Origin of the sequence: Vibrio sp. 10N.247.311.12 (genome assembly GCF_041467515.1) — a bacterium.
In the GTDB taxonomy this organism is placed as follows: Bacteria; Pseudomonadota; Gammaproteobacteria; order Enterobacterales; family Vibrionaceae; genus Vibrio; species Vibrio crassostreae_C.
Map to the genome: position 1 here is coordinate 19,874 of NZ_JBFSUV010000025.1, position 26,939 is coordinate 46,812.

Below are 26,939 nucleotides of genomic sequence, written 5' to 3' on the forward strand. Positions count from 1 at the left end.
TAAATTATCCAGCCGGTAGTTCGACTGGAAGACGGAGTAAAAATGAAAAGACTGATCCCACTGCTACTATTGTTCGTCTCACTGCCAAGTTTGGCGCAGAGACAATTTGATATAGAAGTGATCATTTTTAAGCGCGCTGTTGATGCAGAGAAGGTGAACGAATCTTGGCCAAATACACAGCCTAAGATTTCACTTGAACGCGTTGGTTCATTTCAAGATACCCAATACAGAGCAAAGAAAGGCGTTCAAATGCTACCTTACTCGGAATACAAGTTAACGCCTCAGAAAGACAAGCTACGTAAACACGCTGGCTTTGAAGTTCTGATGCATACCGCTTGGCGTCAAGGCGACCAAGGTAAGAGCTCGGCACCTGTTTTCCATATTCAAGCAGGTAAAGATTTCTCTAAACAGTTTAATGCTGATGGCTCTGAAAAAGGCGCAATCACTGCAGGCAGCGCTGATGGGTTCCAAGAAGAGACCATTGATAAGCCACTCTACGAATTAGACGGCAAGCTGCAAATCTACGTTCAGCACTACCTATACGCTGAAACGACATTAGATTTAAAAGCGCCAAGCGTTCGTGAAGTGACTCTACAAGAGCAACAAATTGAGCTAGATTCACCAGTAAGTGGCGCAGAAAGCAACGTCCAGGTGGGCAATCTAACTGAAATTTCTCCGACGGTTGAAGTCCAAGAGTTCCTTAAGAGCTACCGCATGGACCAAAAACGTCGTATGCGCAGTACAGAAACTCATTACCTTGACCACCCACTTCTTGGAATGGTGATTCAAGTTAGACGTGTAGCGCAGTAAATTACTTGCCGATTCGGCTATAATTATATAAATAATTCAATCCGCCCTCCTAGTGAGGGCGTTTTATTAAGTGCTATCTATCTTTATTCTGTACTGACTCTCTTTGCTCAGTACTTACACGTTACTTGGTACGCTCTATGAGCCCTGAATTTCAGATCAACACACAAAATCTTAGCCTTAAAATCATTGAGGCCTCAGATGCTCAAGAATTTTCTCAGCTGGTTAAGTCCTCCCCTAGCTTGCTGCCATGGGTCGACTGGTGTCATAAAGAGTTTTCTATCGTCGAGGCCGAGAAATTTATTCTGGCAACTCGCCTGAACTGGGTGAAAGCCGATGCGTTTGGCTTTGGCATCTTTGAACGAAAAAGCGATAAGTTAGTCGGTATGGTTGCCATTAATGAGCTTTACCACACCTTTAATATGGCGAGTTTAGGTTATTGGGTCGGTGATGACTTTCAAAGGAGAGGGATCGCCAAAGAAGCGATGTTCGCCCTATTTGAATTTTGTTTCGCGCAACTCAAGTTAACGCGTTTGGAGATTGTCTGCGATACCGAGAACCTACCCAGCCAAAAGTTGATCGAGAAGTGTGGCGCTGAGCGAGAAACCATTGCCCAGAATCGATTTCTGTTTAACGGTAAGCCGAAAGATGGCGTGGTTTATTCTGTGCTACCTCCAACGTCTTAACAGCAGAAATGAGTTCAACACCTGCGATAATCCATAATCGACACGATCAAAAAAGAGCTCCGAAGAGCTCTTTTTTATTATCAGCGTAATGCTCTGAGAAGGCTTACCTGATTAGTGAAGCTTTAGGTTTGGACGAAGTACACGGTTAATACGACCAACCAGCATCATCAGTGATGTTTTGATTAAGCCGTGAAGCGCCATCTGGTGCATGCGGTACAAAGAGATGTAAACCACACGAGCAATACGACCTTCGACCATCATCGAGCCTTTCGTCAGGTTACCCATCAAACTACCTACCGTAGAGAAACGGCTAAGTGAAACTAGCGAGCCTTTGTCTTTGTAGATGTAGTCTTTCAGGTCACGACCGTTCAACTTAGCAATGATGTTGCTGAATGCACAGCTTGCCATTTGGTGAGCCGCTTGTGCACGTGGCGGAACGAATGAACCGTCTGCTTGTGTACATTGCGCCAAGTCACCGATTGCAAAGATGTTGTCATCCAGTGTTGTTTGCAGCGTGTTCTTCACAACCAACTGGTTGATACGGTTGGTTTCAAGACCACCGATATCTTTCATGAAATCTGGTGCTTTGATACCTGCTGCCCATACCATGATTTGAGCTGGGATCTTGTCACCATCTTTGGTTGTTAGGCCGTCAGAATCCGCCTGAGTCACCATCGTATTCGTACGAACGTTCACACCAAGCTTGGTTAGCTCAGAGTGTGCTGCACTTGAAATACGAGGAGGTAGAGCTGGAAGAATACGCTCACCCGCTTCAACTAGGTTTACGTTCAGCTTGCTTGAATCTAGGTCGCCGAAGCCGTAAGTACGAAGTTCTTTAACGGCGTTGTGTAGCTCTGCAGAAAGCTCTACACCAGTTGCACCAGCACCAACAATCGCGATGTCTACCGTGCCTTGACCGTTCTTAGCGTGAAGCTTTAAGAACTGATTGTTCATTTCTGTCCGGAAACGGTGTGCTTGCTCTGGGCTATCAAGGAAAATACAGTTGTCACGAACGCCTGGAGTGTTGAAGTCGTTTGACGTTGAGCCTAGCGCCATCACTAGAATATCGTATTCAAGTTCACGGCTTGGCATCAACAGTTCACCGTGCTCGTCTGTAAGCTCGCTTAGTGCAATCACTTTACGCTCACGATCGATGTCGTTCAGGCTGCCCATTTGGAAATCGAAGTAATGGTTTTTTGCGTGCGCACGGTAGCTTAATGCATCAACACCTTCATCCAGTGAGCCCGTTGCTACTTCATGAAGTAATGGTTTCCATAGGTGGCTTGCTTTACGGTCTACCAGAGTAATATGGGCACGTTTCTTACGACCTAAAGTGCGGCCTAGCTTAGTTGCTAGTTCTAAACCACCAGCACCGCCGCCTACTACGATAATTTTTGTCACAATGACAATCCTCTACAAAATGAATAAATGGGGTTCGGCTCGATTACTCCAACCGATAAATTCTATGTATCTACTCGGCCTTGAATGCGAAGGCTGTTACAAATTGGGTTACCGCGAAAAAGAATAACGACAGCTCACCGAGTAGTTAGAGGGGTTACAAACAACAAATAATGGTTTGTTGCTTTGCTCACGTGGATAAAAAAGGTGACTACCTGAGAGGCAGAACACAAATTATGGGCAAGTTTTTTCACTCGCTCTCAATTTTTTTTGATATTTGTCAAAATATTTTGCTTGGGAACATTATATATAGCAAAAAGATGACCGCAACAAAAAAATCCTTACCCTCAATGAGGATTCGCGACTAATTAGTTAACGTTTGCGCAAACTGATCTATAAATGCACAAACCGACCGATAAAACATATACAACTACTTTATCAATACCAATCTCTAAGATTCAGATGTGAAAAAGCAGCACTCATTGAGCACTGCTTTTATAAAACATCTGGATTGATTAAGCGTTTTTGAACGCTTTCATTGCTTGAAGATGTTGAGAGATCTTTTTGAATTTATGACTCTCTTTCTCATCCCAGATTACATCATAGTAATCTTCTAGCGCGGCAGCTGTTTTGGTATTGTCGTGAATTTCATCTTCACGAGAAAGCACCACTAAACAGCGTCCTTTGTTTTTCATACGGTACTGAGCAACACATTTAGTTGCGATGTCTTCGTACTCTTCTGGACGGTCAATTCGACCTACCATGTTGTTCTCAGGGTGCAGATTAGGGTTGAACACCACCTGCTTAATCCCACATAAGAAACCAATACGCTCAGACCAAAAACCACCTAAACCTACACCACAAATAATGGGATGCGGATCATCGGATTGCTCTATCACCTTATGCACTTCTTTTAGCAGATGCTGCATATCGTGTTTTGGATGCAAAGTACTGTAGTTGATGAAACGAACGTCATCATCAATGAATTGCAACTGCAGTATTTTTTCGTGATTGCCCGGGCTTGTTGAGTCGAAGCCATGTAGATAGATAATCATTGTACCTCCCCCGTTGAATATTGGTACGTTTTGATCAATCTAACACGAAAAACAAGGTTTTAAAGGTAACAGCTGAGAAATTATATTTTTCACTTCCTAAACGTGATCCTAGCTACATAAAGTGTGACTCAGAGCCTCCGCTTCACGCAGATAACTTTCATCGCCCCAAAGCTGATGAGCAAGTAAATACCATAGCATCGCCATCATCTGGCTTCTTGGTAACCATGCTTCTACACCATCAAGCCAAGGCTGAACATCATGGATTCCTCGCAGCTGACAGTACTTCTCAACCGCTTCTGTGACTGGCGCGCCAGCAACCGCAATGGTTAATGTCAAATCGAGCCTAGGGTCTGCGAGCGCAGCGTATTCCCAATCAATAATCTTAATGCAGTCACTGTTTCTCACTAGGTTATAACCACCTAAGTCAAAATGGCACAAAGACAGGTCAACATTGGTAATACTCGGAGCCACGCGCCACTCTTGATAAATCTTAGTGCAGGCTTCGGTCTTATGAATCGCATCAAGCTGCAGCCAGTAATGGTCGACTCGCGCCGTGAAACTGAATGGTTGCAGTGGTAATCGCGCAGTATTAACCAGATGAACAGAGATCAGCGTTTTCAACAGGTCATCGAGTTCTAGATCTTCGTAAAGTGTCTCACCCGCAATCCACTCAACCAGTAACCCCTGCTCATTCACTACCATTGGGCTTGGCCCGATACCGAGTCGCTCAATGGCAGACAGCACTTGGTACTCTTCATGGCGAGAAATGAAGAACGCTTTGGTGATAGGTGTGGTTGGCCGCCAAACATACGCAGTACCATCGGCATCGACCAACTTCCAACATCGATTGGTCAAACCGCCTGTTAATGTCTGTGCTCTAACTGGAGGCTCAGAAAAGTAACCGTCAAGCGAACTCAAACTGGTATCAAGAAGCTTAGCCTCAGACCAAGAAAAAATTGCCATATTTACTCCCTATAAACGTCTTCATTCCCTACAAAAAAGACACTGACCAAAAGCCAGTGTCTCTTCATAAACAGCACATCATGCACTGCATTGGCGTGTGACCAAGCTATACGCTGTCAAGATTAAGCGCTGCCAATACTAGACATTGTCAAATCCGGCTGCGCATAGTTGGCAAGTAAGCGAAATTAAAGGCCTAGTAGGCTCTTAGATTGTTGCTTACGGATTTCAGTCTCGTCAGCCCATTCAATCAAGCCAGACTCAAGATCCATTAGACGCATCGTCATTTTGTAGTATACGTCTTCATCGCTACCCGCTTTCTTAACGATGCTTGATAGGTTGCCGTACAGCATGTACTGAGCACCAACCATTTTACCGAATTGAATCGCTGAACTTTGGTTTACAAGCTCATCGTTGTTTTGGAAGTTCAATTGGTCACGAACAGACTCTACACGGTCCATATCAACGAAACGGAACTTACCAGAGTTCAGCATCTTAGTACTGATAGTGTCAGTGATTGACTCAGTATCGATGTGCTCACTTGTTTTGTTCTTGATTCGCTCTACAAACACGATTGGACGCTGTTCACGAGTAATGTAAGACACAGAACCAGACGCCATCATGCTATCGACCATTTCACCCGCAATCGTTTGAAGGTCAGTTGAACCGAAATCGATTGTCGTGGTTTCTACTGCTTGTGCATCACCGTAGCTTACCTTGTTTGAACAACCGCCTAAAATAACCGCTAAACCTAGTAGCGCAATGACACTCTTTTTCATTTTGTTTCCTCAACTTATCACTGAGCGGGGTTACCCACACTCTTAAATTCTTGTATTTACGAATCATGAGACCCGTTTAATCTAACTTACTGCTCTCGGAACTGGACTCTGAACTGAGTCGCTTTCGGGTTTACCGACACTTCCGACAACGAAATACTTTCAAAACCACGAACAATCGCTTGCTTCCAAGGACCTTGTTTAAGGTTGACCTCAAGCCCGGCATCGTCGTACCAGTAAAAACGATAAAGAATATGTTGATCGCCTTTATAGTTACTGTTTAAACGAACGATTCCTCGCGTATGACCGTCGACCAGATCGGTGCGAATATCTTCAACCTGTAAACGGCTGCCCAATACCTTGTCACCAAAGAAAACGTTCTGAGTCAGACTATCGACCCTTACGCCAGCTGTATTATCAGCACAACCAGCCAGAGCCATAACCGCTGCTAAGCTCACTAACCACTTTTTCATTACAGCCTCCCTAGCTGTTTATGCCACATTGTTGCATTGTTTCCTTGTCGAGAAATCCACACCAAGGTGGTCTGCCCTTCTCGAATATCAAAGTCGTACGTTTTAGCGCCCGCTTCCAACGTATATTGACCGCTATTTGCTACAAACGTACTGCTCTTAATCTCTGCAGGTAATGATTGCCAACTGCGAGTGTCTGGTTGCTCTGTCAGTGTGTTCCACACGTTGAACAGAATATTACCGACATCATCGCCTTTGGTTGCTTCTTTTCGAATGCGATCTTTCGCGACTACACGTAGCGCTTGGCGAATAACAATGCTTGTCATACGTTCCGATAGATCGTTCTGCGCCATCGCGTTTACATCAGTGATCAAATGTTCTTGTAGCGGCTGTCCGCTGATTCGCAAGGCAGAAAAACGCTCTACGTTTTGACTTGGGTAATATGGCAGCGCAAGAGAGTATATTGCCCCCTGATCGCGACTGTCATAAACAGGCAAATCCAGTCGCCAACTGTCCATAGCTTGCACAGCGCTCTGCTCTTGAAGAACAATCACTCGCCCTTCACCTGCACTAAGTTTAGAAGATTGCTTATAGCGTTTTTCTAATGTTGCTAAATCTTGTCGCATCCCTAAACGAGCGGCTGTTGCCATGGTTCTATCGATGATTTCTTGGTTATCTGGCATCACAGCCAAAGCACGACGATAGTCAACGTAGGCGCTGTTTAAATCATTTGACGCTTCATAAAGCAGACCAGACAAGAACATCAGATACGCATTCTGTACTGACTGCAGTTTCTTACCCGCATCAGGGTAATTGGCAAGGATGCTACCCACATTGGCAGACAAGCCTTGCTTCTTCGCATCGCTGGCTGCTTTGTCTAACTCAGCCTCGCGTTGCTTCTTCGCTTGTTCTTGAACTTGGTTGGCGCGACGCATTTCGATCACCGCACCTTCTAAATCGTTTTTCTTGAGGTAATTTAAACCGAGATACAGATGAAGAAAGCCCAACTCGTAATCGGCTGGCACATACTCGGTAATATTGTCATTCACAGCCAACGCACCCACACTGGTTGCACTGTCTGAGATTGAGATCACGGCTTTGCGTTGCTGCTCAGTAACCGCCTGATCAGCCACTTCAAACGAAGCCTTACTCTCAGGGTATTTTTGATCCAGCAGATTAATTCTGCCTCTTTCAAAGTTATCAAGGATGTCGCCTGCCGCGTAATCTGGTAGCTCTTGCTGAGCCTCTGAATAATCTCCAGATTTAACGGCTTGGTAGATCGCTTTGTTTTGTGCGCTGTAATGACTGAACAGGCTTCCTGCAGACATACTCGCACAACCTACGGTCAACGCCGATAACAGGGCAATGGAAGCGAATCTAAACTGTTGCTTCACTTATCGTCTCCGTGCATGTTTAAAATGCCTACTTTATTAGGGTCTGATGACCTTTAATGGTCTCATTATCAAAACGAAACGCGTTGTAAAAAGGATCTCAAGCCAGTTGAAACCCTACTGATTTAGCCTCTGCCTAGGCGATGCCGATGTTCAGACAACAGATAGAACTTAAAGTTGGCATACAAACTACAAATTTTCCAACTAACTACTTGTGTTAACCCACTAATGAGCGCGTTTAAACTAGCTCATTAGCTTTCATTAACTCGTTAGCTTTTCATTAGCTCATTAACTTTTTATTAGCTCATTAATAGGGGGCCAAGTGGACGGCCGCCAACCAAGTGCATGTGAATATGATAAACCTCTTGGCCACCGTGAGAGTTACAGTTCACGATAAGACGATAGCCATCTTCTGCAATGCCCTCTTCTTTTGCTAACTTGCGAGCAACAGTAAACATGCGCCCCATCATCGCTTCATCTTGGACTTCAACATCGTTAGTTGTCGGAATCAGCTTGTTTGGGATGATTAGGATATGGCTTGGCGCGCGAGGGTTAATATCGCGAAATGCGGTTACTAAATCGTCTTGGTATAGTAGATCTGCTGGGATTTCTTTGTTGATGATCTTAGTAAAAATGGTTTCTTCAGCCATGTTTCTCTCCGATAAAACATTTATTTTTTAATGCTTTGAGTATGCGCTATGCCGCATCAAACCACAATAAATCTGCTTTAAAGCATAATAAAAAACACCGTTCAAATCAAAGAAAACGAGCCTTAGCTCTCAAGAATGGCATGTTGGTTATAACTGAGCGCTATTTTTGACGTGTGCGTCATAAAATGCGTAAGCCGAGCTCAATAGAATGCTGATAATTTTGTTAGTTTTACTTTGACCTGACATTAGGTCTGCATTTTTATTTAGGGAGAAAGCCATGAAGGGATCTGTGATCAAGCGTATGTACGCTGGTTTCGCACTGATCATCATCATGTTCGCAGTCACGATAACCATCATGATGAACAGCATGAATCAGATACACAGCAATTTTGAGAGTGTCTCAGAAACCTCATTACCACTTGTCGCGCTTTCAAATCAAACGAGTGTTCAATTGCTTTCTGCTGATAAGTCATTCAAAGATTTCTTAACCACACAAAACGCTGAACGCATGTCTGCAATGCGTACAGAATTTGCTGCATCACAAAACTCGTTTTCAGAAGTTCTCGGTAGTTTAGAAGCGGCAAGCCAAAACAATGCTTCACTTGTTGAACGTATCGCGCAATTAAGAGCAATGGAAGAACGCTACTTCGCCGAAGCTGACGAAGCGATGAACAACTACGTCGCGATGTTCGAAGCACAAGAACAAGTACAAAAAGCGTCTCGTGACTTCCAACGCTTACATTCAGAATTAACCGTTGGTATGAAAGAGTACGTTGCCGACCAAAAAAGCATCTCTGTAAAAGTGATGGCAAAGAGCTACTTCATCAAACTGCAAGACGCAGAAGTTATTACCTCTGATGCACTTGCTAGCTCTGATGTTGCCTTCGTTCAAAAAGCCCTTAACCAAAACAAAAAGGCCGTTACTCATCTTAACTACGCTTATCGAGGTCTATCAACACAACTACCAGCACTTAAAAATGTCTTCGATGAGTCGGTTCAGAAGTTCACCAAAGACGTTGGTCAGAAAGGTGGCGTACTAGACAAACACAATAACTACCTACAAGCCAAACAAGCGTTGTACGTGAACATCGCTAACCTAGCTCTAGAAGTTGACCAAGCGATGGCTGTTTTGGACTCATTCAACGTGACCGCTGAAGAGCAACTTAACTCATCACTCGCTGACGCAAGCAGCATCTACGACAAAGGCCTATTCAACGCGATTGCCATTGGCATTGTTGTGACTGTGTTCGCTGCTGCGATTGGTTACCACATTGCACACAGCGTACGAGAGCCATTAACTCGCATCCTCGGTACATTAGAAGGTCTAACTGAAGGTGATATGACTCAGCGTATCGATATTCGCTACGACAACGAATTCAGCCGCGTGAGCCGTCACATCAACACCTTGGCTGACAACCTGCACAATATCCTTGTGAAGTTGAATGATGCTTCAGATGACTTAACTAAGACTGCAAGCGTCAACCAGAAGACGTCATCTGAAACGCAGGCTCAATTGAACAGCCAACGTGAGCAAACCGCGACTGTTGCGACCGCAATGACAGAGATGTCTCATTCTGTACAAGAAGTGGCGAACAGCGCGCAAAGCTCACTCACCATGGTTCAACAAGTAGAATCGGCTTCTGAGTCTGGTCGTCAGATCATGAACACCAACATCAGCACCATTAATCAGCTTGAAGTTCGCCTTACTGAATCAGTGGGCGCTGTAGGCGAGCTACAACAGATGAGTAGCCAGATTGGTTCAATCCTTGACGTTATTCGTGGTATTGCTGAACAGACCAACCTACTTGCACTTAATGCGGCAATCGAAGCAGCGCGTGCAGGTGAACAAGGTCGTGGTTTTGCAGTCGTTGCCGATGAAGTACGAGTGCTAGCACAGAAGACCACTCAATCAACCTCTGAAATCGAGACTATGATCAGCAATCTGCAATCAAGCTCGAAAACGGCAAGCAACGTTATTGAAAGCTGTATGAGCGATATGGACATGTCGGTTCAACAAGCTTCAAGTGCAAACAGTGCGATGGAAGAGATCCAAGCCTTGATTCTAGAGATCAGCCACATGAGTACACACATCTCTCAAGCAGCCGCTGAGCAGAGTGAAACGTCTGGTGATATTGCACGCAACATCGAAGACATCAACCATATCGCAGATAAGAGTTACCAAGCGATGTCTTCAATTGCAGAAGCCAGCCAAAACCTAACAATTTTGGCGAATCAGCAAGGTGATTTAGTACATCAATTCAAACTATAGATAAATGAAGAATCGATAGATATTTAGTGAGATTGTTGAGACTTCTTACCCAATAGTGGTAACTAATTGAGCTAGGGCAACTTTTATCAAGGGTTGCCCTTGTTTTTTATGAGCTTTGTCATTATATGATTATTAAGGCTTGCTGCTTCCCGTTTTTTCTTTCACCTTTATGAGCGAGCCGCTATTAAGGAATTTATATGGCTGTTCATGTTGGCATTATCGATCAAGACCCCATTCGCTTGCTCACCCCATTACTTGATAACCGAACGGTCAGCACCCACATCGTGTTTATCGGCGACAAGAATCAAGTCAGTATGTACAAACGTTTAGACAGCGTTTTGCATAAGCGCGACATTACGAGTGAGTTTTTCGAAATTCCGACCATCGTAAATACGTCCGTCATTAAAGAATCTATCCAAACCCTTGCCGAAGACCTCAAAGCACGCGGTCAAGAAGTGAAGCTCAACGCAAGTTGTGGCCTTCGTCACCGCCTACTTTCTGTGTACGAAGTATTCCGTACTTACCACTGGCCAATCTTCGTGGTTGAACCAAACAGTGACAAGCTGTGTTGGTTGTACCCAAATGGTAAAGAAGATGCACAAGTTCAAGACCGCATCACCATCGACGACTACCTGACTGTGTTCGGTGCTCGCGGTGAATTCAGCGATGTTCAGCTGTCTCCGCAACTGGATCAGAAACTTTATGAACTGGGTGAACGTTGGGCAAGTAACGCACTCGAACTAGGCCCTGGCCTTGCGACATTGAACTACCTAGCAACGACCTGCCGTAAAGAACAAAAACTTGATGTAGGTCTATCTGAGAAGCAACAAGGCTATCGCGAGCTCAACATGCTGTTGAGCGATTTGGTTGAAGCTAAAATTGCGACTTACGACAATGGTATTTTGACCTTTGCCAACGAAGACGCGCGCCGCTTCTCAAACGGTGAATGGCTTGAAACATTGGTTCACAGCACAGTTAAGCAGATCCAAGATGACATGCCGACCATTCAAGACCGTTCTTTGAATGTTCAGGTATACCGTCAACTGGGTGAACGTGAGGTTCGTAACGAGCTTGATGTTGCCTCTGTGGTGAACAATAAGCTGCACATCATCGAATGTAAGACCAAAGGCATGCGTGATGATGGTGATGACACCTTGTACAAACTGGAATCGCTTAGAGACCTGCTAGGTGGCCTACAAGCACGTGCAATGTTAGTGAGCTTCCGCCCTCTTCGCCATAACGACATCACACGAGCTGAAGATCTTGGCCTTGCATTGATTGGCCCTGACGAATTGAAAGATCTTAAAACACACCTAACGGCATGGTTTACAGCTGCGGGTGGCAGTGAAGATCTAGAGTGCTAAAAACCAATAAGCTCATGAGAGCTCAATGCTCTTAAGCAGATTGTTAAAAAGGCGAATGACGATTAAATCACTCGCCTTTTTTGTTGTCTGTTTTCTCTATTGATTACTTTCAGACGGCACAAAAAAATGGCCGCATCATACGATGCGGCCATTTTCAAAATTTAATGTCACTTGAAGACTTAATGCTCTCTAAAACTCAGAGCACTTTAAGACTTAAAGCATTTTACGAGCGGCTTCTACAACCACTTTGATTGAACGTGCTTCTGTTACTTTTAGAGTGTCGTGATCAGGCGTCTCTTTTTGAGTACGGTTGATGATTACACCAGCAACACAACCTGCTTTCAGACCAGAACTTGCACACATAGTTAGCAGTGTTGCAGATTCCATCTCGAAGTTTAGAACGCCCATGTCTTGCCATTCTTGCATAGAGCCTTGGAAGCGCTTAACAACGCGACCAGAGAACGTGTCGTAACGCTCTTGACCTGGGTAGAACGTATCGCTTGATGCCGTTACGCCCATGTGAACTGTTGCACCTGATTCATCAACTGCCGCTTTCATTGCTGTTGCAACTTCAAAGTCAGCCACTGCTGGGAACTCCATAGGAGCAAAGTGTAGGCTAGCGCCGTCTAGACGAACAGAACCTGTAGAAACAATCATGTCACCCACGTTTACGTGAGGTTGGATAGCACCAGTCGTACCAACACGTAGGAAAGTGCGAACACCAAGTTGAGCAAGCTCTTCAACTGCGATAGAAGTCGATGGACCACCAATACCTGTTGAACATACAACAACTGGTTTGCCGTCTAGCTCTGCGCGGTAAAGCGTGTATTCACGGTGACTAGCAAGGAATACTGGGTTCTCCATCTCTTCTGCAATTTTTTGCACACGAGCAGGATCACCAGGGATGATCGCAAGAGTAGCACCGTTAAGATCTGCTTCAGTAACACCTAAGTGGAAAACAGCTTGAGACATAGTTCGCTCCTTTTGGCTTATTGGGCTTTTTACCCTTATTTAAGCTCATAGTAAATTCGTGGGGTACGAACACACTCTAACCAAGCTCATTACAAAATGAAGTGACGCATGTCACATGAATGATCGCAACAATAATTCAAGTTTCACAAAAAACCGATTGGCATCACAAAAATAAGCAATCCGCACGCCTATGTTGCATACTAATGAGACAAAAAGCGCCTTTAACGTATTACCGCTAAAGGCGCTTTTATATTAAGAATGCTCTATGTCGGTGAGCTCGATTTAGTCCGCTTTAGATTTAAATCGAAGCAGACGCAATGCGTTCAATGTCACCAATGCAGTTGCACCACTATCCGCTAAAACTGCCACCCACAAACCGGTAATACCTAACAAGCTTGTCACCAAGAATACGACCTTCAAACCAAGCGCAAGGGCTACGTTTTGACGGATGTTGTTCATGGTCGCTTGCGACAGTTCAATCATCGCTGGCAGCTCAGTTAAACGGTTATGAGTCAGTGCTGAATCCGCCGTTTCCAAAGCGACATCCGTACCACCACCCATTGCGATGCCTACATTCGCCGTTTTCATTGCTGGTGCATCATTAATGCCATCACCGACCATCGCCACGTGCGACTGTTGAGATAACTCCTCAACGTAAGATACCTTGTCGCTTGGCAATAGGCTTGCCTTGTACTGCATACCAATCTTGCTACTGATCGCTGCTGCACTGCGCGGATTATCGCCGGTCAACATGATAGATTGAATACCTAATTCATTAAGTTGTTCAATCGCAAGCTTAGCGTCACTGCGTAACGTATCTTGCCAAGCAATCAGACCAATCACCGTCGTAGCTTGCTCTGTTGATTCTTCTTGATCTTTAACCTCAAGAGCAACCACAACCGTCTTGCCCTCACCTTCTAATGCTTCTACCTGAGAAACCACATCGGCACCAAGTTTGAACGTGACTTTAGACGGTGACAGAACCTGATACTTAACACCATCAACATCCCCTTCAACACCACTACCAATCAACGCTTTCTTGTTGTGTGATTCAGGAATCTCAATATTCAGGTCTTTTACTTTAGCGACAAGTGACTGCGCCAACGGGTGAGTAGAGCCAACTTCAATCGCCCCAACCACACGCAGCATCGCGTCTTGTTGCCAACCCGATAGAGGTTGAATATCCGTAACCTGAGGCTTACCTTCGGTCAGTGTGCCTGTCTTATCGAAGGCGATGGTTTGGATTTTGCCAAGCTGCTCTAGCGCTGCGCCGCCTTTAATGAGCGCGCCACGTTTCGCAGCTGCTGCTAAGCCAGAGGTAATCGCTGCAGGAGTCGAGATCACCAAGGCACACGGACAAGCAATCAATAACAGCGCTAGGCCACGGTATACCCATGTTTCCCATGGCTGCGCAAACAACAATGGTGGCGTGATGATGACCAACAGAGCCACTACCATCATTAACGGTGTGTACCAACGGCTGAACTTATCGAGGAATCGCTCTAGTGGTGCTTTACGTGATTCTGCTTCTTCAATCAGATGAAGAATACGATCGATCGCGTTCTCACCCTGTTTTGAAGTGATGGTGATACGAACCACTTTATCGACCACCACAGCGCCAGCCATGATGCTGTTACCTTCGATATGTTCAACAGGAACAGATTCACCGGTTAACGCACTTTCATCAAAGCTTGCCGCGTCTGTAATCAATTGTCCGTCAGCAGGTAAACGAGAGCCCGCAGCCACTTCAATCACATCACCTGGAACCAGTTCACTGACGGCAACTTCTACACGTTCGCCGTTGATGATCTTAGTCGCGTTTTCTGGTACCAATGCCATTAGCGCTTGAACGCCACTTCTTGCTCGAGATGAAGCAAACGCTTCTAAGCGCTCACCAATCAAGAACAACAATAGAACCATCGCAGCTTCCACAGTTTCGCCAAGGTACAAAGCACCCAGCGCGGCAACACTCATTAAGGTTTCAATAGCAAATGGTGTTCCTGAGCGTGCCAACTGAACCGCTTTTTTCGCCACCGGATATAAACCAAGCAGACAAGTTACCGTAAACAAGCCTTCACTTAATTGAGGTGAGGTGCTTTTCACAAGCACTGCAAACAGCATTGCCGCTGCAATCGCGATAATCTGTAAATTAGGTTGGATATGAGCTTGCCAAAAAGTCTCAGGTTGTTGTTTTTCTTTCTTTGAACCGACTTCCGTAAGAGGGAAACCCGTTTTGATAGAGACCTGTTCAATGGTGTCAGCAATGCTTTCATTATCGAATTTCACAACCAGCTTTTCGGTAGCAAAGAGAACCTTCGCTTGAATAACACCGTCAATATTGCTGATCGCGTTTTCTATTTTTCTTGCACAAGCTGGGCAGTCCATTCCGGCAACCAGCCAACTTTTCGAAAATTTGGCATCGAGAGATAAAGTTGAGGACTGACTGTCTTCTTCTCCACTGTCCGACGAGCTACAACAATCATCTCCAGACGATGACGGAGCAGCCGAAGAGCTACAACAACCAGATGAAGTGCCTGCTGCTGTGATGCTTGAAATTTTAGGGCTAGAGCAACTTGCTCCTGCCGCTTGAGGTTGAACGTCCACTTTTGCTGAGCGGCACGCTGCATGTTTTGCGCACATAATGTATCTCCTTAATACTCAAAAGCCTTGAGGTTGTTGCTAACTTACGAGCAACAGAACCTTAAGTTCATCAAAAGTATAAACCTTGGAGGCTACTCCAAGGTCAAGAAGAAGTTTTCAAGAAAACAAAAATATTATGCCAGCGCCGATGGCTTACTGAGATTTAAGCTCCGCACACTCTTCACGGTTAGCGGATACATCATCAATAAGAACCGCATCGTGTGAACAGAATGGCTGAGTGTTCAAGCTGACAATCGACACATCATCTTCCACTGGATCAACTTGAGATCCTTGCATCAGTTCAGCGATATGATGTCGAAGCACCAAGATACCTAAAATTCCGAACAAAACATTACCCAAAGCTTGACCATAGAGAACACCCAAAGCGCCATACCATTGCGAACCTAGATATACGAACGGCAGAGTACCTAACGTCGCTTTACCCAAATTCAATGCTGTCGAGTAAAGCGGTTTACCTAGGTTGTTGAAAGACGTGTTGGCAACAAATAGTGCACCGTTAAAGGTGAAGGTTAACGCCACATAGGTACAGAAAGCCGCCACAATGATTGCTGCATCACCTTGTAAGCTAAAGCCTTGAATGACATAACCTTGAACGAAGTACAACAGAATACAAACAGCGATGGTGTATGCCGTAGTAACCAGCAATGAGTTATTGAGTGTTTCTTTTACTCGGTCCATGCGTTCAGCACCAAAGTTCTGACCAATGATTGGCCCCACAGCGCCAGACAAGGCAAAGATAACCGCAAAACAAACTGGCGTCAGACGACCTATCACGGCAAAGCCCGCGACAAAATCCTCACCATATTGTGCGATACCCGTTGTTACAATCGCATTACCGATAGGCGTTGCGGTATTGGTGATAATCGCAGGCAGCGCAATCGCCAATATTGGTCGAATATTAATGCGCCATTGCACAAAAGAAGGCGGAGCTACCAGCTGATGGCTGCGAATAAGAGGATAAAGCGAAAAGAATAGCACCGAGAAACGAGCGACAACCGAAGCGATAGCCGCCCCTTCGATGTTCCAACCAAAACCAAAAATAAACAGAGGATCGAGAATCGCGTTAACAATGCCGCCAGACAAAGTTGCCCACATCGAACGCTTAGCATCACCTGCCGCTCTTAAGCCCGCACCCGCTGCCATCGCTAACGCCAAAAATGGACCACTAGGTAGCAAAATCTGTAGGTAAGCTTGAGCGCGTTCGGCAGCAATGCCTTTGGCGCCTATCGCGGCTAGCAGCTCTGGAATATAAGCGAACATGATTGCAGTTATGGTTGAACTGATAACAAACGCAGTCAGCATGATACTGGTGCTTAGGTTTCGAGCGTGCTCTTGATTCTTGGAGCCGATGGCTTTGGACACTAATGCGCCCATGGCAATGGAAGTACCGATAGAAACGGAGGTAGAAAAGAAAGTCAGCGTACCTGCAAATCCTACCGCAGCAGCCAATTCAACCTGTCCGAGCATACTGATAAACAGCATGTCGAGCAGATCGACCACAAATAACGCCATCAAACCGACAGAGCCAGCCCCCGACATCACCAATATGTGGCGCATCGTTGAACCTTCAACAAACTTTGCCGTTTGATTTGACATGAAACCTCCAAAAGTTGGAATACCCAAGAGCTAAAGCCTAATCAGCTGTTCAACTGTTCAACTGTTCAACTGTTCAACTGGCTAGGGATCCAAAAAGAGAGGATCGACCAAGAAAAGCGCTATACGGAAAAAAGGCGCTAGTGCGCCTTTTTTCAATTGAGGGTATTGAGAAAAATAATCGTTCTTAACACGCTACTATACCTGATGTTTGAAGCATTCTTCCAAGTTCTTGCCAATTGCTCTCAAAACATCAGTTCTGGTGATAATACCCACCAGTTTTCGATTATCGATCACAGGGTATGCTTTAGGTTTTCCAACCTGCATCATGTCCGCCAATTCAATAATGGATAAGTCAGGTGACACCGACAGCACTTCTTGGTACATACAGTCACCCACAAGGTGTGTGTCTTGGCAGAAGTAACTGACCTTCACAAGTTTCTCGAGTAAATCCTGCTCTGAAAGGAAGCCAATCACTTGTTCGTTATCATCGATTACGGGCCCACCCATATGGTGGCTACGCATCACTTTGTCTAACGCTAGACTTAACGGCATATCAGGAGTAAATGTCACAACCTGCTGCGTCATGTAATCTTTCACTTTAATAGAATGCATTGCGTTCTCCCTAAATACTTTGCGTCATATATTTTCTATCTTGTTAAGTTAATTGTTGTCTAAAATCTTGATTTTACTAAATGGATTTCAACAATTTTATTGATAGGCAAAACCTAACAAGACAAAAAAGTGAGACAAACAAAGGGTTGAGCACGTTTTCGAACGCCAGAAAAAAGAAAAAAAAAGAGCCCTTACAAAGCCTTACTTTCCCTTGCTTAACCTTACTTAGCCGAGCTAGCCTGCGTAAATAAACCCTGTAATCTTCACCTCACTAATAATTAGAAATCCCGTTTTAGGAAGTTTATGCAACACGACAACAACATGTACGCGTATATTTACGCAGGTAACGACGGCACAGAAAACACACTCATCGCCACTATCGATAATCAAGAAAAACCGCTGATATCAAGCTGCGTTGATGAGATAAAACGCATGTCATGCTTAGCCATTGATTTAGCAGCAAAACACGACCTAAAAGTGAAGCTGGTGAAATATCAAAGAGAACAAGAGATCGACTTCGGCCTATTCGTTAAATAGTGAATCCGACACTGATTTGGTTAATCTCTAACTGGCAGCCATAGTAGCATTAGCAAGCGCAATAGCCGTGAATGGCTGCCGAATTCGACCTGACAAGCCTAACGGGTAAAGGCTATAATGATCAGACGGCGCCCTTGCCGATTTTCATTGTCCAAATACGGTTTACTATGTCTTCCCAAACCCCACCTAAAACGTATCTAACGAATTCCTTATCTAAGTTAAAAAGCTACTTTAGTGAGTTATTGGATTTCCAATCACGCATTTGGGTGGTTCATATCTTTGAAGACTCTATTACCGATCAGTCGTTTGTGATTAATGAAGATGGCTTTAAAGAACCGCTAGAGTGGATGAAAAAACGTGATTACCAAGCGGGAATGCTTGATCGTGTTGATAAGATGAAAATCTCACAGGTGATTGAGATTCAGTTCGAAGACAAAATGCATCGCTTGATGCGAGTGAAGTAGCTTTATTGTTTGGGCGTTCACGAAAAGCCCTTGCTAGAAATCAAGTATAAAAAGGCCAGCGCTCGCTGACCTTCTCTCATTGATTACAAACCACCATCTAACGCGCACAATACTCATGCCACAGGCGCACCGCTTTCTGGTATGCCTCAGTTTTATCGTGCGTTTCTGCAAAGAGAATGGCTGTCATGCTGTCGACAACGGTATTCGCCATTAGCGCCATATCTTCAGCCGATGTGCCAAGTACACATTGGCTAGGAAGTGGCAGCTCTAGGTTCATCATCTCTTCCCAGTAGAACGATTCGACTTTGTCAGGAGAGCTCATCCATACCGTTTGGCTAACTTTAGGATTATATTCCGACTCACCGTTCATCCCTTTGAATGAAATCACCGAGTGGGATTTATTTCCGATAACATGCTCAACTTCCGCATGAAGTTGTGGAAAGCCAGGATGGAAACTGCCACGCAGACCTAAACGGCCACCACCAGGATTCAATGCTCGAACTACCGTGTTAATTGGTGTTCTCAAACCGTAGCGGTGTTTCCAACCAATCATGGTTTGTGCTTCGGGCGCAAAGTTAGCTAGCGGTAAATAAGCAATGCCGTCTTGTTCAAGAATCGACTTAGCATGTTCAGGGTTCTCAGCACTTTGCACACCGACATCTTGCAAATGGCTTTCAACGTGCGTCCTACCGCTCAGCTTATCCATATAGCCATGCATTAACACTTTATAACCATTGTCAGCGAGTATTTTTGCTGCCAACAAGTTCCAAGGCTTGCCACTGGCGTTATCGTTACGTTTACCCGCGTAACACGGCCAATCAATATCGGCGCCTAAATCTGGCACTCGAGATTGAAACGCTTTTACAAAGCCAGCGATCTCTTCATTGGTTTCATTCTGCACACGAATCAGCATCAGTAGCATAGCCATTTGGTCGTCACCGACTTCTCCGCTTAAATACTCATCCATGATGCGGTAGGCTTGTTCGAACGATAAAGGCTTACGCCCTCTTTCTCCTCGTCCAACTGTACGAATACACTCTAAAATACTACTCATTGATTGTTTATTCTCTTCCGTTGATATCAATAAAATTCGAATACACTTTCGATTCTATGATACCCACCGTGAATTGCAAAGCGATTCAGTTGCTCTCGACCGAATTACCAATACGCGGATTGGTGTTCTAAAAGTAAACTTACTGGTGTAAAATTAGCGTATGTAATGCTAACCGCGACATATTGAGTAGTATCCCGATGACTGTAAAAAAAACGCTGAGCCAAAGAAAACGTGAATCGATCGTTGCCGCTGCTATCGCAGAGTTTACTGAGCATGGCTACAAGGCCACCAGCATGGATAAAATATCGAGCCGCGCAGAAGTATCAAAGCGAACCGTATACAATCACTTTGCCAGCAAAGAGCTGCTTTTAGATGAGATTCTAGACAGCATTTGGAGCAAAACTCTGGCCGCGACGCATTTCCCTTATCAAGCAGAACTGCCACTTGAAGAACAGCTTTCGTCGATAGCCAATCAAGAACTTGAGTTACTTGAGTCTGAAGGCTTCATCGACCTGTCACGCGTGTTGTTCTCAGAGTATTTCCATAACGCCGAACTGGCGCATCAAGCGATGGAAAAATATTCCCAAGCAGAAAGTGGACTTACAACCTGGATTAAAGCCGCGTTGGCAGACGGTCGTTTAGTAGAACTAGACCCACAATTCGCCTCCACGCAGTTCATTGGTCTGCTTAAGTCTTTTGCGTTTTGGCCGCAAATCATTGGTCATGTGCCGTCACCGGATGCTGCGCACAAACAAGTGATCATTACTTCAAGTGTCGAGATGTTCCTTAAACAATATCAGGCGTGATTTTGGTGGTTGATGAGAATTCAACCACAATAAAACCATCACTAGTATCTGCTGTTATTTTCCCTATACTGCAACCCACTTTCGTCATTACGACTCAGTAAAACTTCAACTTTAGGTAACCCTATGATTACTTTCACCACCAACTTTGGCGATATCGAGATTGAACTGAACCTTGAAAAAGCGCCAGTAACGTCGAAAAACTTCCTTAAATACTGCCAAGACGGTTTCTACGAAGGCACGACATTTCACCGTGTTATTGAAGGTTTCATGATTCAAGGTGGTGGTCACACTATCGACATGACAGAAAAACCAACTCGTGCCCCAATCGTCAACGAAGCAAACCGTGGCTTGAAGAATGTGATTGGTTCTGTGGCAATGGCTCGGACTGATGCACCACATTCTGCAACGGCGCAGTTCTTCATCAACCTTGATGACAACGATTTCCTAGATCACACCTCAACAACCAATGCTGGCTGGGGTTACGCGGTATTCGGTAAGGTTTCAGCAGGTATGGATGTGGTAAACAAAATTGCGAAAGCACCAACAACCATTCGCTGGGGACACGAAGATGTGCCTTGCGAAGATATTGTGATTACAAAAGTCACTATTCGCGACTAATTCATTCACGTCCTTTCCCGCCCCTAGTGCATTCGAATTGATGGCATAAAGAAAAGAAGGCTGTGCGATAGGACTATGGTGGTAAGGGTTCGACTTTACCACCTGTATTCAAAGCTCGTTGTTAGAATAGTTACCAGCGAGAACGATAAGTACGGTGACACCCTTTGCACTTCTTATTCGCAGAATTTAACCCTTGCTCTGCACTCGACAAGTCTTGTTCAACACTCGCCTGATAAAGCTCAGAAAAGCACTTGAAGAACAACCCACACTCGGCCTTGCGCCGAGTGTTTTATTTTCGTCTCGACCATTTGATATAGCAAAATAGTGAAGCAATGATCACCGCCCCACCGAGCAGCTTCTGCATCTCTACACTTTCGCCAAGCACACTCACACTTAACAGTAGCGTCCACACAGGCTCAAGAATCATGATCAATGCCGCCACTTCCATGTTCACGGAGTGCTGACCGACCGTTTGTAGCAAGTAACGAATAGACGTTGCGATCACCGCAGAGACAATAAACCAGAAGACTAAGGTTTTGGTGATTTCGAACTCCGGCTGAGCTGTCATAGAAGCAAAGGCTAAACCACTCACACCCACCACAAACAGTTGCACACAGATTGATGCGATAGGCTTGATATTGGTAATCACACGCTTGTTCATCACAAAGTGAACAGACAACAACATCGATGCTAGTAAGAAATAAATCTGACTCTGCTCAACATGCCAGCCGTTACCCAAAGTCAGCAACAGCATGCCAATAATCGCGATCGGGAAAGACATCCAAAACGCGCGATTAGGCTTAACTCGAAACAAAATCCAAGACACAAACGGTGCAATGATCATGGCTAAGCTCATGATGAATGCCCCTTCCGACAAGCTTTCAGTCACCGAAACTGCAAACACCCATACCTGCAATGAGGCAGATAACAACAAACCCACGCCGCAAAGAGACAGAATCTGCTTAAACGAAAGCTTACGAATATGGTGAATACAAAATGGCAGAAGAATAAGACTCGCGACGAGGAATCGCACACCAATGAACACTGGCCCAGGCATTTCTAATACCACCAGCTTAGATGCAATCCATCCCACCCCAGCTAGCAGGGTGGCAAATAGAAGGTAAAGCTCTCCGCGCATCGCTTTCACGTTCATCATTTTACTTAGTCCAATAACAAAAAAAGCAACCCGACTCTGCAAGGTTGCTTTTTATAAACATTCAACAGGATCGAGATACTATCTCAATACTCTGCTTCAGGCAGCTGTTTTTAGCCTGCGTATTCTGGGTAATCCGTTAAACCTTTTTCAGCACCACCGAACAATGTGTTTGGATCGTGCGCTGCAAGTGGGTAACCATTTTGAATACGAGCTGGTAAATCTGGGTTCGCAACGAATGGACGACCAAAACCAACCATGTCAGTTACGCCTTCAGCAACGGCTTTTTCGCCACGCTCGCTATCGTATTTACCCGCATAAATAAGGACACCCTCGTAGGCTTCACGAACTGCTGCTTTAAATGCTTTTGGCGTTTCAGGTGCATCGTCCCAATCAACTTCTGCAATGTGTAGGTAAACAATTTTGTATAGGTTAAGTAGTGCTGCCGCCGCTGTGTAAGTCTCTACTGGTGTAGCGTCAACCGTACCATTCAACGATGTGAATGGAGCAAGGCGGACACCAACACGGTCAGCACCAATCGCTTCAACCATAGCTTCAACCACTTCGCCTAGGAAACGTAAACGGTTTTCAATTGAACCACCGTATTCGTCAGTGCGGTTGTTTGCTTCAGAATCGATGAATTGGTTGATTAAGTAACCATTCGCTGCGTGAAGTTCGATACCATCAAAGCCTGCTTCAACCGCATTCAAAGCCGCTTGGCGATACTGTTCAACCACCTCTTTGATGTCTTGTTTCGTCATTTCACGAGGTTCAACCACATCAACAAAGCCCGGTTCATCAGTACCGTTATCGATGAATACCTTTACGTTTTGTGCTTTAAGTGCAGAAGACGAGATTGGCTGTTCACCACCAATGTTGTCTGGATGTGTTACACGGCCTACATGCCAAAGTTGAGCGAAGATAACGCCCTCTTTTTCATGTACGGCATCAGTCACTTTTTGCCAACCAGCGATCTGCTCATCAGAATAGATACCCGGAGTCCAAGCATAGCCTTGACCCATAGGTGAAATTTGTGTGCCTTCAGCAATAATCAAACCTGCAGAAGCACGCTGAGCGTAGTAAGCCGCCATCATATCGTTTGCTGAATTACCAGGTTGCGTTGCGCGAGAACGCGTCATCGGTGGCATAACAATACGGTTTTTAAGCTCGATATTACCAAGTTGAATTGGTTGAAATAGTGCGTTTGTCATTGTTATATCCTCGATTAACCTAGTTGAATCAGTTCGATTTGGTAGCCGTCTGGGTCAGTAATAAAAGCGATATGAGTTGAGCCGCCTTTCACTGGACCCGCTTCGCGAGTGACGTTGCCACCTAGCGATTTGATTTTGTCACATGCTGCGTAAATATCTTCTACACCCAATGCCAGATGACCAAACGCGCTGCCCATCTCGTACTCATTCGTATCCCAGTTGTACGTTAGCTCGATAGTCGTGCCGCCTTGCTCATAGCCAACAAAAACCAATGTGTAGCGGTACTCTTTGTTTTCGTGGCGTTCAAGTTCCTTCATTCCCAATACCTTGGTGTAGAACTCGATAGACTTGTCTAAATCAGTAACTCGGATCATTGTGTGTAGGAATTTCATATTTCACCCTTATTAGCACCACAAGCATGGCGCCGTTATTATTTTAAGTGGAGGTTATCCACTAATCTCTGAGTTAAATAATACGATTCATCGGAGAATTAAGGAAATTATCAAAAATTCTCAATGTGATAATTTTTTGTTATAAACCTCATGACTAACACGAACTCAATGACACAAAAAAGGGAAGCCAATGCTTCCCTTCGGGTTAGATTCCAATTAAAACCGCAAGCGCCTATCTTTAAGCGCCTTCGACATTGCATCTGACGTACTGATGACTTGTTCTCTGAACCATTTATGAGCAGGGTCACTGTTCTGCTTCTTCAACCAAATCAGGTAGTGAGATATCGGCTGATATTCAAAGGGTGGTTTGAACAGCTGCAAACTTAACTTTTCTTGGAACTGCACGGCCATAGATAAAGGCACTACAGTAATGTAATCGGATTGGCTACACAGCAAGATATTACTGAACAGCGAGCGTCCATGAAACACGATTTTACGTTGGGATAAATCCAAAGACGTATAGTGATTCAAACTGCGAACTTTGCGTCGGGTTCTGTCTAGTACAGCATGTTTTTCACTGAGGAACTGCGCTTCGCTGATTTCCCCTTGAATTCGCGGGTGATCAGATCGACATACGATCACAAACTCCCCATCATACAAGGTTTCAGTGACGATACTTGGATGTTCAGGCACCACAATATCGATCATCGCATCAAACTCTTGAGTCAAAAGATCTTCGTAAATTCGCTCATCACTGTCTGGTTGATCAAAGACTTCTAGCGACAAGTTTTGATTAGGAAGCGCCGCGAAACTGTTGAGCAGAACCCACTGTAAGTGCTCAGGTGAAGAAATCACAAACTTACGTTCAGAGGATTGCTCATCAAAATTAGCCATCGACTGAAATACATCATTCAATTCATGAATCGGCGTTTTGATTTGTTCATACAAACTTTGAGCATAAGAAGTAGGCGTAACACCTCTTCCTTTACGAACAAAAAGCTCTTGGCCAATCTCTTTTTTTAGGCGGGCTAACGCGGTACTGATGGTCGATTGGTTGGTACTGAGTTGATCCGCAGCCTTACTTAAACTGCCCTGCTCCATCACCGCAGAAAACACAGCAAGTAGGTTGAAATTGGGGATTTCGTTGCTCATATATCATTACTCGTTAGGCGACCATAAACACCATGCTATCGTAAAAACGATTAAATATCGTCAATAAAAACATTTATTAAAGGTATAACGCATCGATTATTTTGCTAATAAATAGCATATTAACCAGACTTTACTCACACTCATCAACCCTCAATAAATCTTCATATATTGAGACAATAAAGCCCTCCCTTCTCCGTAAGCCCTTTAATAATGGGGCGCACTTCATGCAACGCGCTTTGAAACCACAACATTGTCTCAAATTACATGACACTGAGTTTCCGTTCGGTACATATACATTCCTTTTGTGAATACTACAATGGCACCAAAATAATGACCCTCGGTATCAATATGAAAAACACTAAAATAATTTCCCTACTCTTAAGCGGTGCGGCTATCGCTTACTCTGGTTCTGCGCTGGCTGAAAAGGAACAACTCTCAGTTCAGGAAGCCGCAAAAAAATCGGCTAACCCGGTATCTGACGTATGGATGCTAATCACTCAGAATGATTACACCTTTCTTGAGAAAGAAGATGGCCACCATGAAATGCAAAACCGTTTCAGCTTTCAACCAGTAATGCCTGTTCCTATCATGGATGGCGAATGGAACTTGGTGAACCGTCTGGTAGCCAACCACTACAGTTCACCAGGTGACCGTGAAGACGGTGATTTCTTTGAAGGTCGTACAAATGGCATGGGAGACACCGTCTTTCTATCAATGGCAGCGCCTAACCGTGATGACGGCTGGATTTGGGGTGTTGGTCCAACGGTGATCATGCCAACTGGTACTGATGGTTTAACCCAAGATAAATGGCAAGTAGGCCCTGCGGCAATGGTCGCTCGCCTTGGTAAAGAAACAGGTAATCCAACCAGTATTGAAAGCTGGAACGTTGGTTTCTTAGCTCAGCAATGGTGGGACGTGGGCGGCAGTGACAGCGTTACTGAGTCAACCAATCAAGCGGACATCCAGTATTTCTTAAACTATCGTGTCAGCAACACCGCGTTAATTGGTATGACACCTAATATTCAAATTGATTGGACAAAAGATGGTTCCGACCAATTTACTGTACCTGTCGGATTAGGCTATATCGATATGTTTAAGGTTGGGCCAATGCCAGTTCGTTGGGGTGTAGAACTTCAATATTACGTAATGAAACCAGACGCAAATGTTAATACAACCAATCCAGCTGAGTATGTGCCATATGCACCAGATTGGAACCTGAAATTCTTTATTGCTCCTGTTACATTAAACCCGTTCAAATAATCGATTAAAATCCCCCTACAGGCTGGTCTAATTTATTTAATATTTTAGGCCAGTCTTTTAGCACTTTTCATCGACTTCTATGATCCAAACCAAGTTAATGAACAATGTTTTCTATCTGTATATGAGCCTTTTCAAATAAATCGACCTACCGATTTAGAGTTATAACTACTAATCGTAATTACGATATTATCAAATCGTAATTCTGGGTAGATACTGGTCAAAACTCTTCCTATTATCCTGCTAACAAATCAATTCTTAGCCCAAACAGAATGCTGACAAATGTTTTACAACACTATGTCAATTGCCATGGAAGATCCCCTCGACAGACGAGGTTTTACACGTAAAGAAGACAGTAGCTAAAAGAACGAGCCTAATATTTCGTTCAACAGTGCATCGTCATTCAACCTGCGTTTCAGGCTAACAATAAGAATTGATTTGTAGAGGAGCATATTCGCTTCTTGATACCGAGAATCGGTTGTCTGGACTGAGCAATATCACTTTAAATATCATCTGTTACTTTTGTTTATTATGAGCTCCAATCTACCCACATAATAAACATCTACTTTTTAAGATGTCATTAAAGGTGACTTCTAGGCTGCAAATTCTCTCTTCTTATTGATGTAGG

Annotated in this window: 25 protein-coding genes and 1 pseudogene; 9 read left to right on the forward strand and 17 right to left on the reverse strand. The window is 44.5% G+C overall.

Translation table 11 applies throughout. The features are described 5' to 3' along the window. Nucleotides 1–42 precede the first annotated feature (42 nt). Entirely contained in the window at nt 43–810 is a 768-nt protein-coding gene (locus tag AB6E30_RS12460; protein WP_017065298.1) for a peptidoglycan binding protein CsiV, read from the forward strand. A 137-nt stretch (nt 811–947) separates the two neighbouring features. Beyond that, nucleotides 948–1,493, forward strand: coding sequence for a GNAT family N-acetyltransferase (locus tag AB6E30_RS12465; RefSeq protein WP_017060225.1), 546 nt, complete (start codon nt 948–950; stop codon nt 1,491–1,493). 111 nt (nt 1,494–1,604) lie between these two features. Here the strand turns inward: AB6E30_RS12465 and AB6E30_RS12470 are convergent, their stop codons facing one another. The 7 genes from AB6E30_RS12470 to hinT all read right to left on the reverse strand — a co-directional run bounded on the left by AB6E30_RS12470 (nt 1,605) and on the right by hinT (nt 8,193). After that, nucleotides 1,605–2,894 carry an NAD(P)/FAD-dependent oxidoreductase gene (locus AB6E30_RS12470; RefSeq protein ID WP_050646877.1) on the reverse strand — a complete coding sequence of 430 codons (1,290 nt, stop codon included), beginning with the start codon at nt 2,892–2,894 and terminating at the stop codon, nt 1,605–1,607. A 512-nt stretch (nt 2,895–3,406) separates the two neighbouring features. Next, nucleotides 3,407–3,946, reverse strand: a complete 540-nt coding sequence (gene ycfP, locus AB6E30_RS12475) for an alpha/beta hydrolase YcfP (protein ID WP_009847155.1) — start codon at nt 3,944–3,946, stop codon at nt 3,407–3,409. A gap of 108 nt (nt 3,947–4,054) precedes the next feature. Continuing rightward, the gene (locus tag AB6E30_RS12480; protein ID WP_017060224.1) at nt 4,055–4,909 is read right to left on the reverse strand and encodes a phosphotransferase; all 855 of its coding nucleotides are present in this window, start codon (nt 4,907–4,909) and stop codon (nt 4,055–4,057) included. Nucleotides 4,910–5,094: 185 nt separating this feature from the next. Beyond that, a complete protein-coding gene (gene lpoB / locus AB6E30_RS12485; protein ID WP_017060223.1) occupies nt 5,095–5,685 on the reverse strand; it encodes a penicillin-binding protein activator LpoB in 591 nt (196 codons plus the stop codon). Nucleotides 5,686–5,771: 86 nt separating this feature from the next. Then, nucleotides 5,772–6,155, reverse strand: a complete 384-nt coding sequence (locus tag AB6E30_RS12490; protein WP_017060222.1) for a YcfL family protein — start codon at nt 6,153–6,155, stop codon at nt 5,772–5,774. Then, nucleotides 6,155–7,546, reverse strand: coding sequence for a COG3014 family protein (locus AB6E30_RS12495; protein ID WP_017065296.1), 1,392 nt, complete (start codon nt 7,544–7,546; stop codon nt 6,155–6,157). Before AB6E30_RS12495 ends, AB6E30_RS12490 begins: the two co-directional genes overlap by 1 nt. A gap of 296 nt (nt 7,547–7,842) precedes the next feature. After that, nucleotides 7,843–8,193, reverse strand: coding sequence for a purine nucleoside phosphoramidase (gene hinT / locus AB6E30_RS12500; protein WP_017060220.1), 351 nt, complete (start codon nt 8,191–8,193; stop codon nt 7,843–7,845). Nucleotides 8,194–8,470: 277 nt separating this feature from the next. On the opposite strand from hinT, the gene AB6E30_RS12505 reads away from it, so the two are divergent. Together AB6E30_RS12505 and AB6E30_RS12510 are read left to right on the forward strand one after the other, a co-directional pair. After that, nucleotides 8,471–10,462 carry a methyl-accepting chemotaxis protein gene (locus AB6E30_RS12505; protein ID WP_017068093.1) on the forward strand — a complete coding sequence of 664 codons (1,992 nt, stop codon included), beginning with the start codon at nt 8,471–8,473 and terminating at the stop codon, nt 10,460–10,462. A 197-nt stretch (nt 10,463–10,659) separates the two neighbouring features. Then, nucleotides 10,660–11,826 (forward strand): DUF1887 family protein, encoded by a 1,167-nt coding sequence (locus tag AB6E30_RS12510; RefSeq protein ID WP_017060218.1) that lies wholly within the window; start codon nt 10,660–10,662, stop codon nt 11,824–11,826. 213 nt (nt 11,827–12,039) lie between these two features. Here AB6E30_RS12510 and udp read toward each other — a convergent pair whose 3' ends face one another. The 4 genes from udp to AB6E30_RS12530 all read right to left on the reverse strand — a co-directional run bounded on the left by udp (nt 12,040) and on the right by AB6E30_RS12530 (nt 17,667). After that, nucleotides 12,040–12,798: a uridine phosphorylase gene (gene udp / locus AB6E30_RS12515; RefSeq protein WP_017065292.1), complete on the reverse strand. Its 759-nt coding sequence runs from the start codon at nt 12,796–12,798 to the stop codon at nt 12,040–12,042. 282 nt (nt 12,799–13,080) lie between these two features. Then, nucleotides 13,081–15,438 carry a zinc/cadmium/mercury/lead-transporting ATPase gene (locus tag AB6E30_RS12520; RefSeq protein WP_372103778.1) on the reverse strand — a complete coding sequence of 786 codons (2,358 nt, stop codon included), beginning with the start codon at nt 15,436–15,438 and terminating at the stop codon, nt 13,081–13,083. A gap of 153 nt (nt 15,439–15,591) precedes the next feature. Beyond that, nucleotides 15,592–17,055, reverse strand: coding sequence for an MATE family efflux transporter (locus AB6E30_RS12525; RefSeq protein WP_017065289.1), 1,464 nt, complete (start codon nt 17,053–17,055; stop codon nt 15,592–15,594). Between the two features lie 195 nt (nt 17,056–17,250). Then, complete coding sequence (locus tag AB6E30_RS12530) at nt 17,251–17,667, reverse strand: CBS domain-containing protein (protein ID WP_017060213.1); 417 nt, start codon at nt 17,665–17,667, stop codon at nt 17,251–17,253. A gap of 303 nt (nt 17,668–17,970) precedes the next feature. Between AB6E30_RS12530 and AB6E30_RS12535 the strand changes: the two genes are divergently transcribed. Both AB6E30_RS12535 and AB6E30_RS12540 read left to right on the forward strand, forming a co-directional pair. Further along, nucleotides 17,971–18,204, forward strand: coding sequence for a hypothetical protein (locus AB6E30_RS12535; protein ID WP_017060212.1), 234 nt, complete (start codon nt 17,971–17,973; stop codon nt 18,202–18,204). A 167-nt stretch (nt 18,205–18,371) separates the two neighbouring features. Further along, nucleotides 18,372–18,668, forward strand: coding sequence for a hypothetical protein (locus AB6E30_RS12540; protein ID WP_372057198.1), 297 nt, complete (start codon nt 18,372–18,374; stop codon nt 18,666–18,668). 97 nt (nt 18,669–18,765) lie between these two features. Here the strand turns inward: AB6E30_RS12540 and AB6E30_RS12545 are convergent, their stop codons facing one another. After that, a complete protein-coding gene (locus AB6E30_RS12545; protein ID WP_372103780.1) occupies nt 18,766–19,752 on the reverse strand; it encodes a glycosyl transferase family protein in 987 nt (328 codons plus the stop codon). 167 nt (nt 19,753–19,919) lie between these two features. Here AB6E30_RS12545 and AB6E30_RS12550 point away from each other — a divergent pair, with 167 nt between their 5' ends. Together AB6E30_RS12550 and AB6E30_RS12555 are read left to right on the forward strand one after the other, a co-directional pair. Beyond that, the gene (locus tag AB6E30_RS12550; protein WP_017065287.1) at nt 19,920–20,528 is read left to right on the forward strand and encodes a TetR/AcrR family transcriptional regulator; all 609 of its coding nucleotides are present in this window, start codon (nt 19,920–19,922) and stop codon (nt 20,526–20,528) included. Between the two features lie 123 nt (nt 20,529–20,651). After that, a complete protein-coding gene (locus AB6E30_RS12555; RefSeq protein WP_017060208.1) occupies nt 20,652–21,146 on the forward strand; it encodes a peptidylprolyl isomerase in 495 nt (164 codons plus the stop codon). Nucleotides 21,147–21,276: 130 nt separating this feature from the next. Here the strand turns inward: AB6E30_RS12555 and AB6E30_RS12560 are convergent. The 5 genes and pseudogenes from AB6E30_RS12560 to AB6E30_RS12580 form a co-directional block, all read right to left on the reverse strand. Next, nucleotides 21,277–21,393 (reverse strand): annotated as a pseudogene (locus AB6E30_RS12560) (cytochrome c); the annotation flags it as partial. Nucleotides 21,394–21,435: 42 nt separating this feature from the next. Beyond that, nucleotides 21,436–22,302 (reverse strand): DMT family transporter, encoded by an 867-nt coding sequence (locus AB6E30_RS12565; RefSeq protein WP_017060207.1) that lies wholly within the window; start codon nt 22,300–22,302, stop codon nt 21,436–21,438. 110 nt (nt 22,303–22,412) lie between these two features. After that, nucleotides 22,413–23,510 (reverse strand): alkene reductase, encoded by a 1,098-nt coding sequence (locus AB6E30_RS12570; RefSeq protein ID WP_372103782.1) that lies wholly within the window; start codon nt 23,508–23,510, stop codon nt 22,413–22,415. Nucleotides 23,511–23,524: 14 nt separating this feature from the next. Continuing rightward, complete coding sequence (gloA, locus tag AB6E30_RS12575; RefSeq protein WP_017066787.1) at nt 23,525–23,902, reverse strand: lactoylglutathione lyase; 378 nt, start codon at nt 23,900–23,902, stop codon at nt 23,525–23,527. A 216-nt stretch (nt 23,903–24,118) separates the two neighbouring features. Beyond that, complete coding sequence (locus AB6E30_RS12580) at nt 24,119–25,054, reverse strand: LysR family transcriptional regulator (RefSeq protein ID WP_372103785.1); 936 nt, start codon at nt 25,052–25,054, stop codon at nt 24,119–24,121. Nucleotides 25,055–25,384: 330 nt separating this feature from the next. Here AB6E30_RS12580 and AB6E30_RS12585 point away from each other — a divergent pair, with 330 nt between their 5' ends. Further along, complete coding sequence (locus AB6E30_RS12585) at nt 25,385–26,314, forward strand: hypothetical protein (protein ID WP_372103788.1); 930 nt, start codon at nt 25,385–25,387, stop codon at nt 26,312–26,314. Nucleotides 26,315–26,939 lie beyond the last annotated feature (625 nt).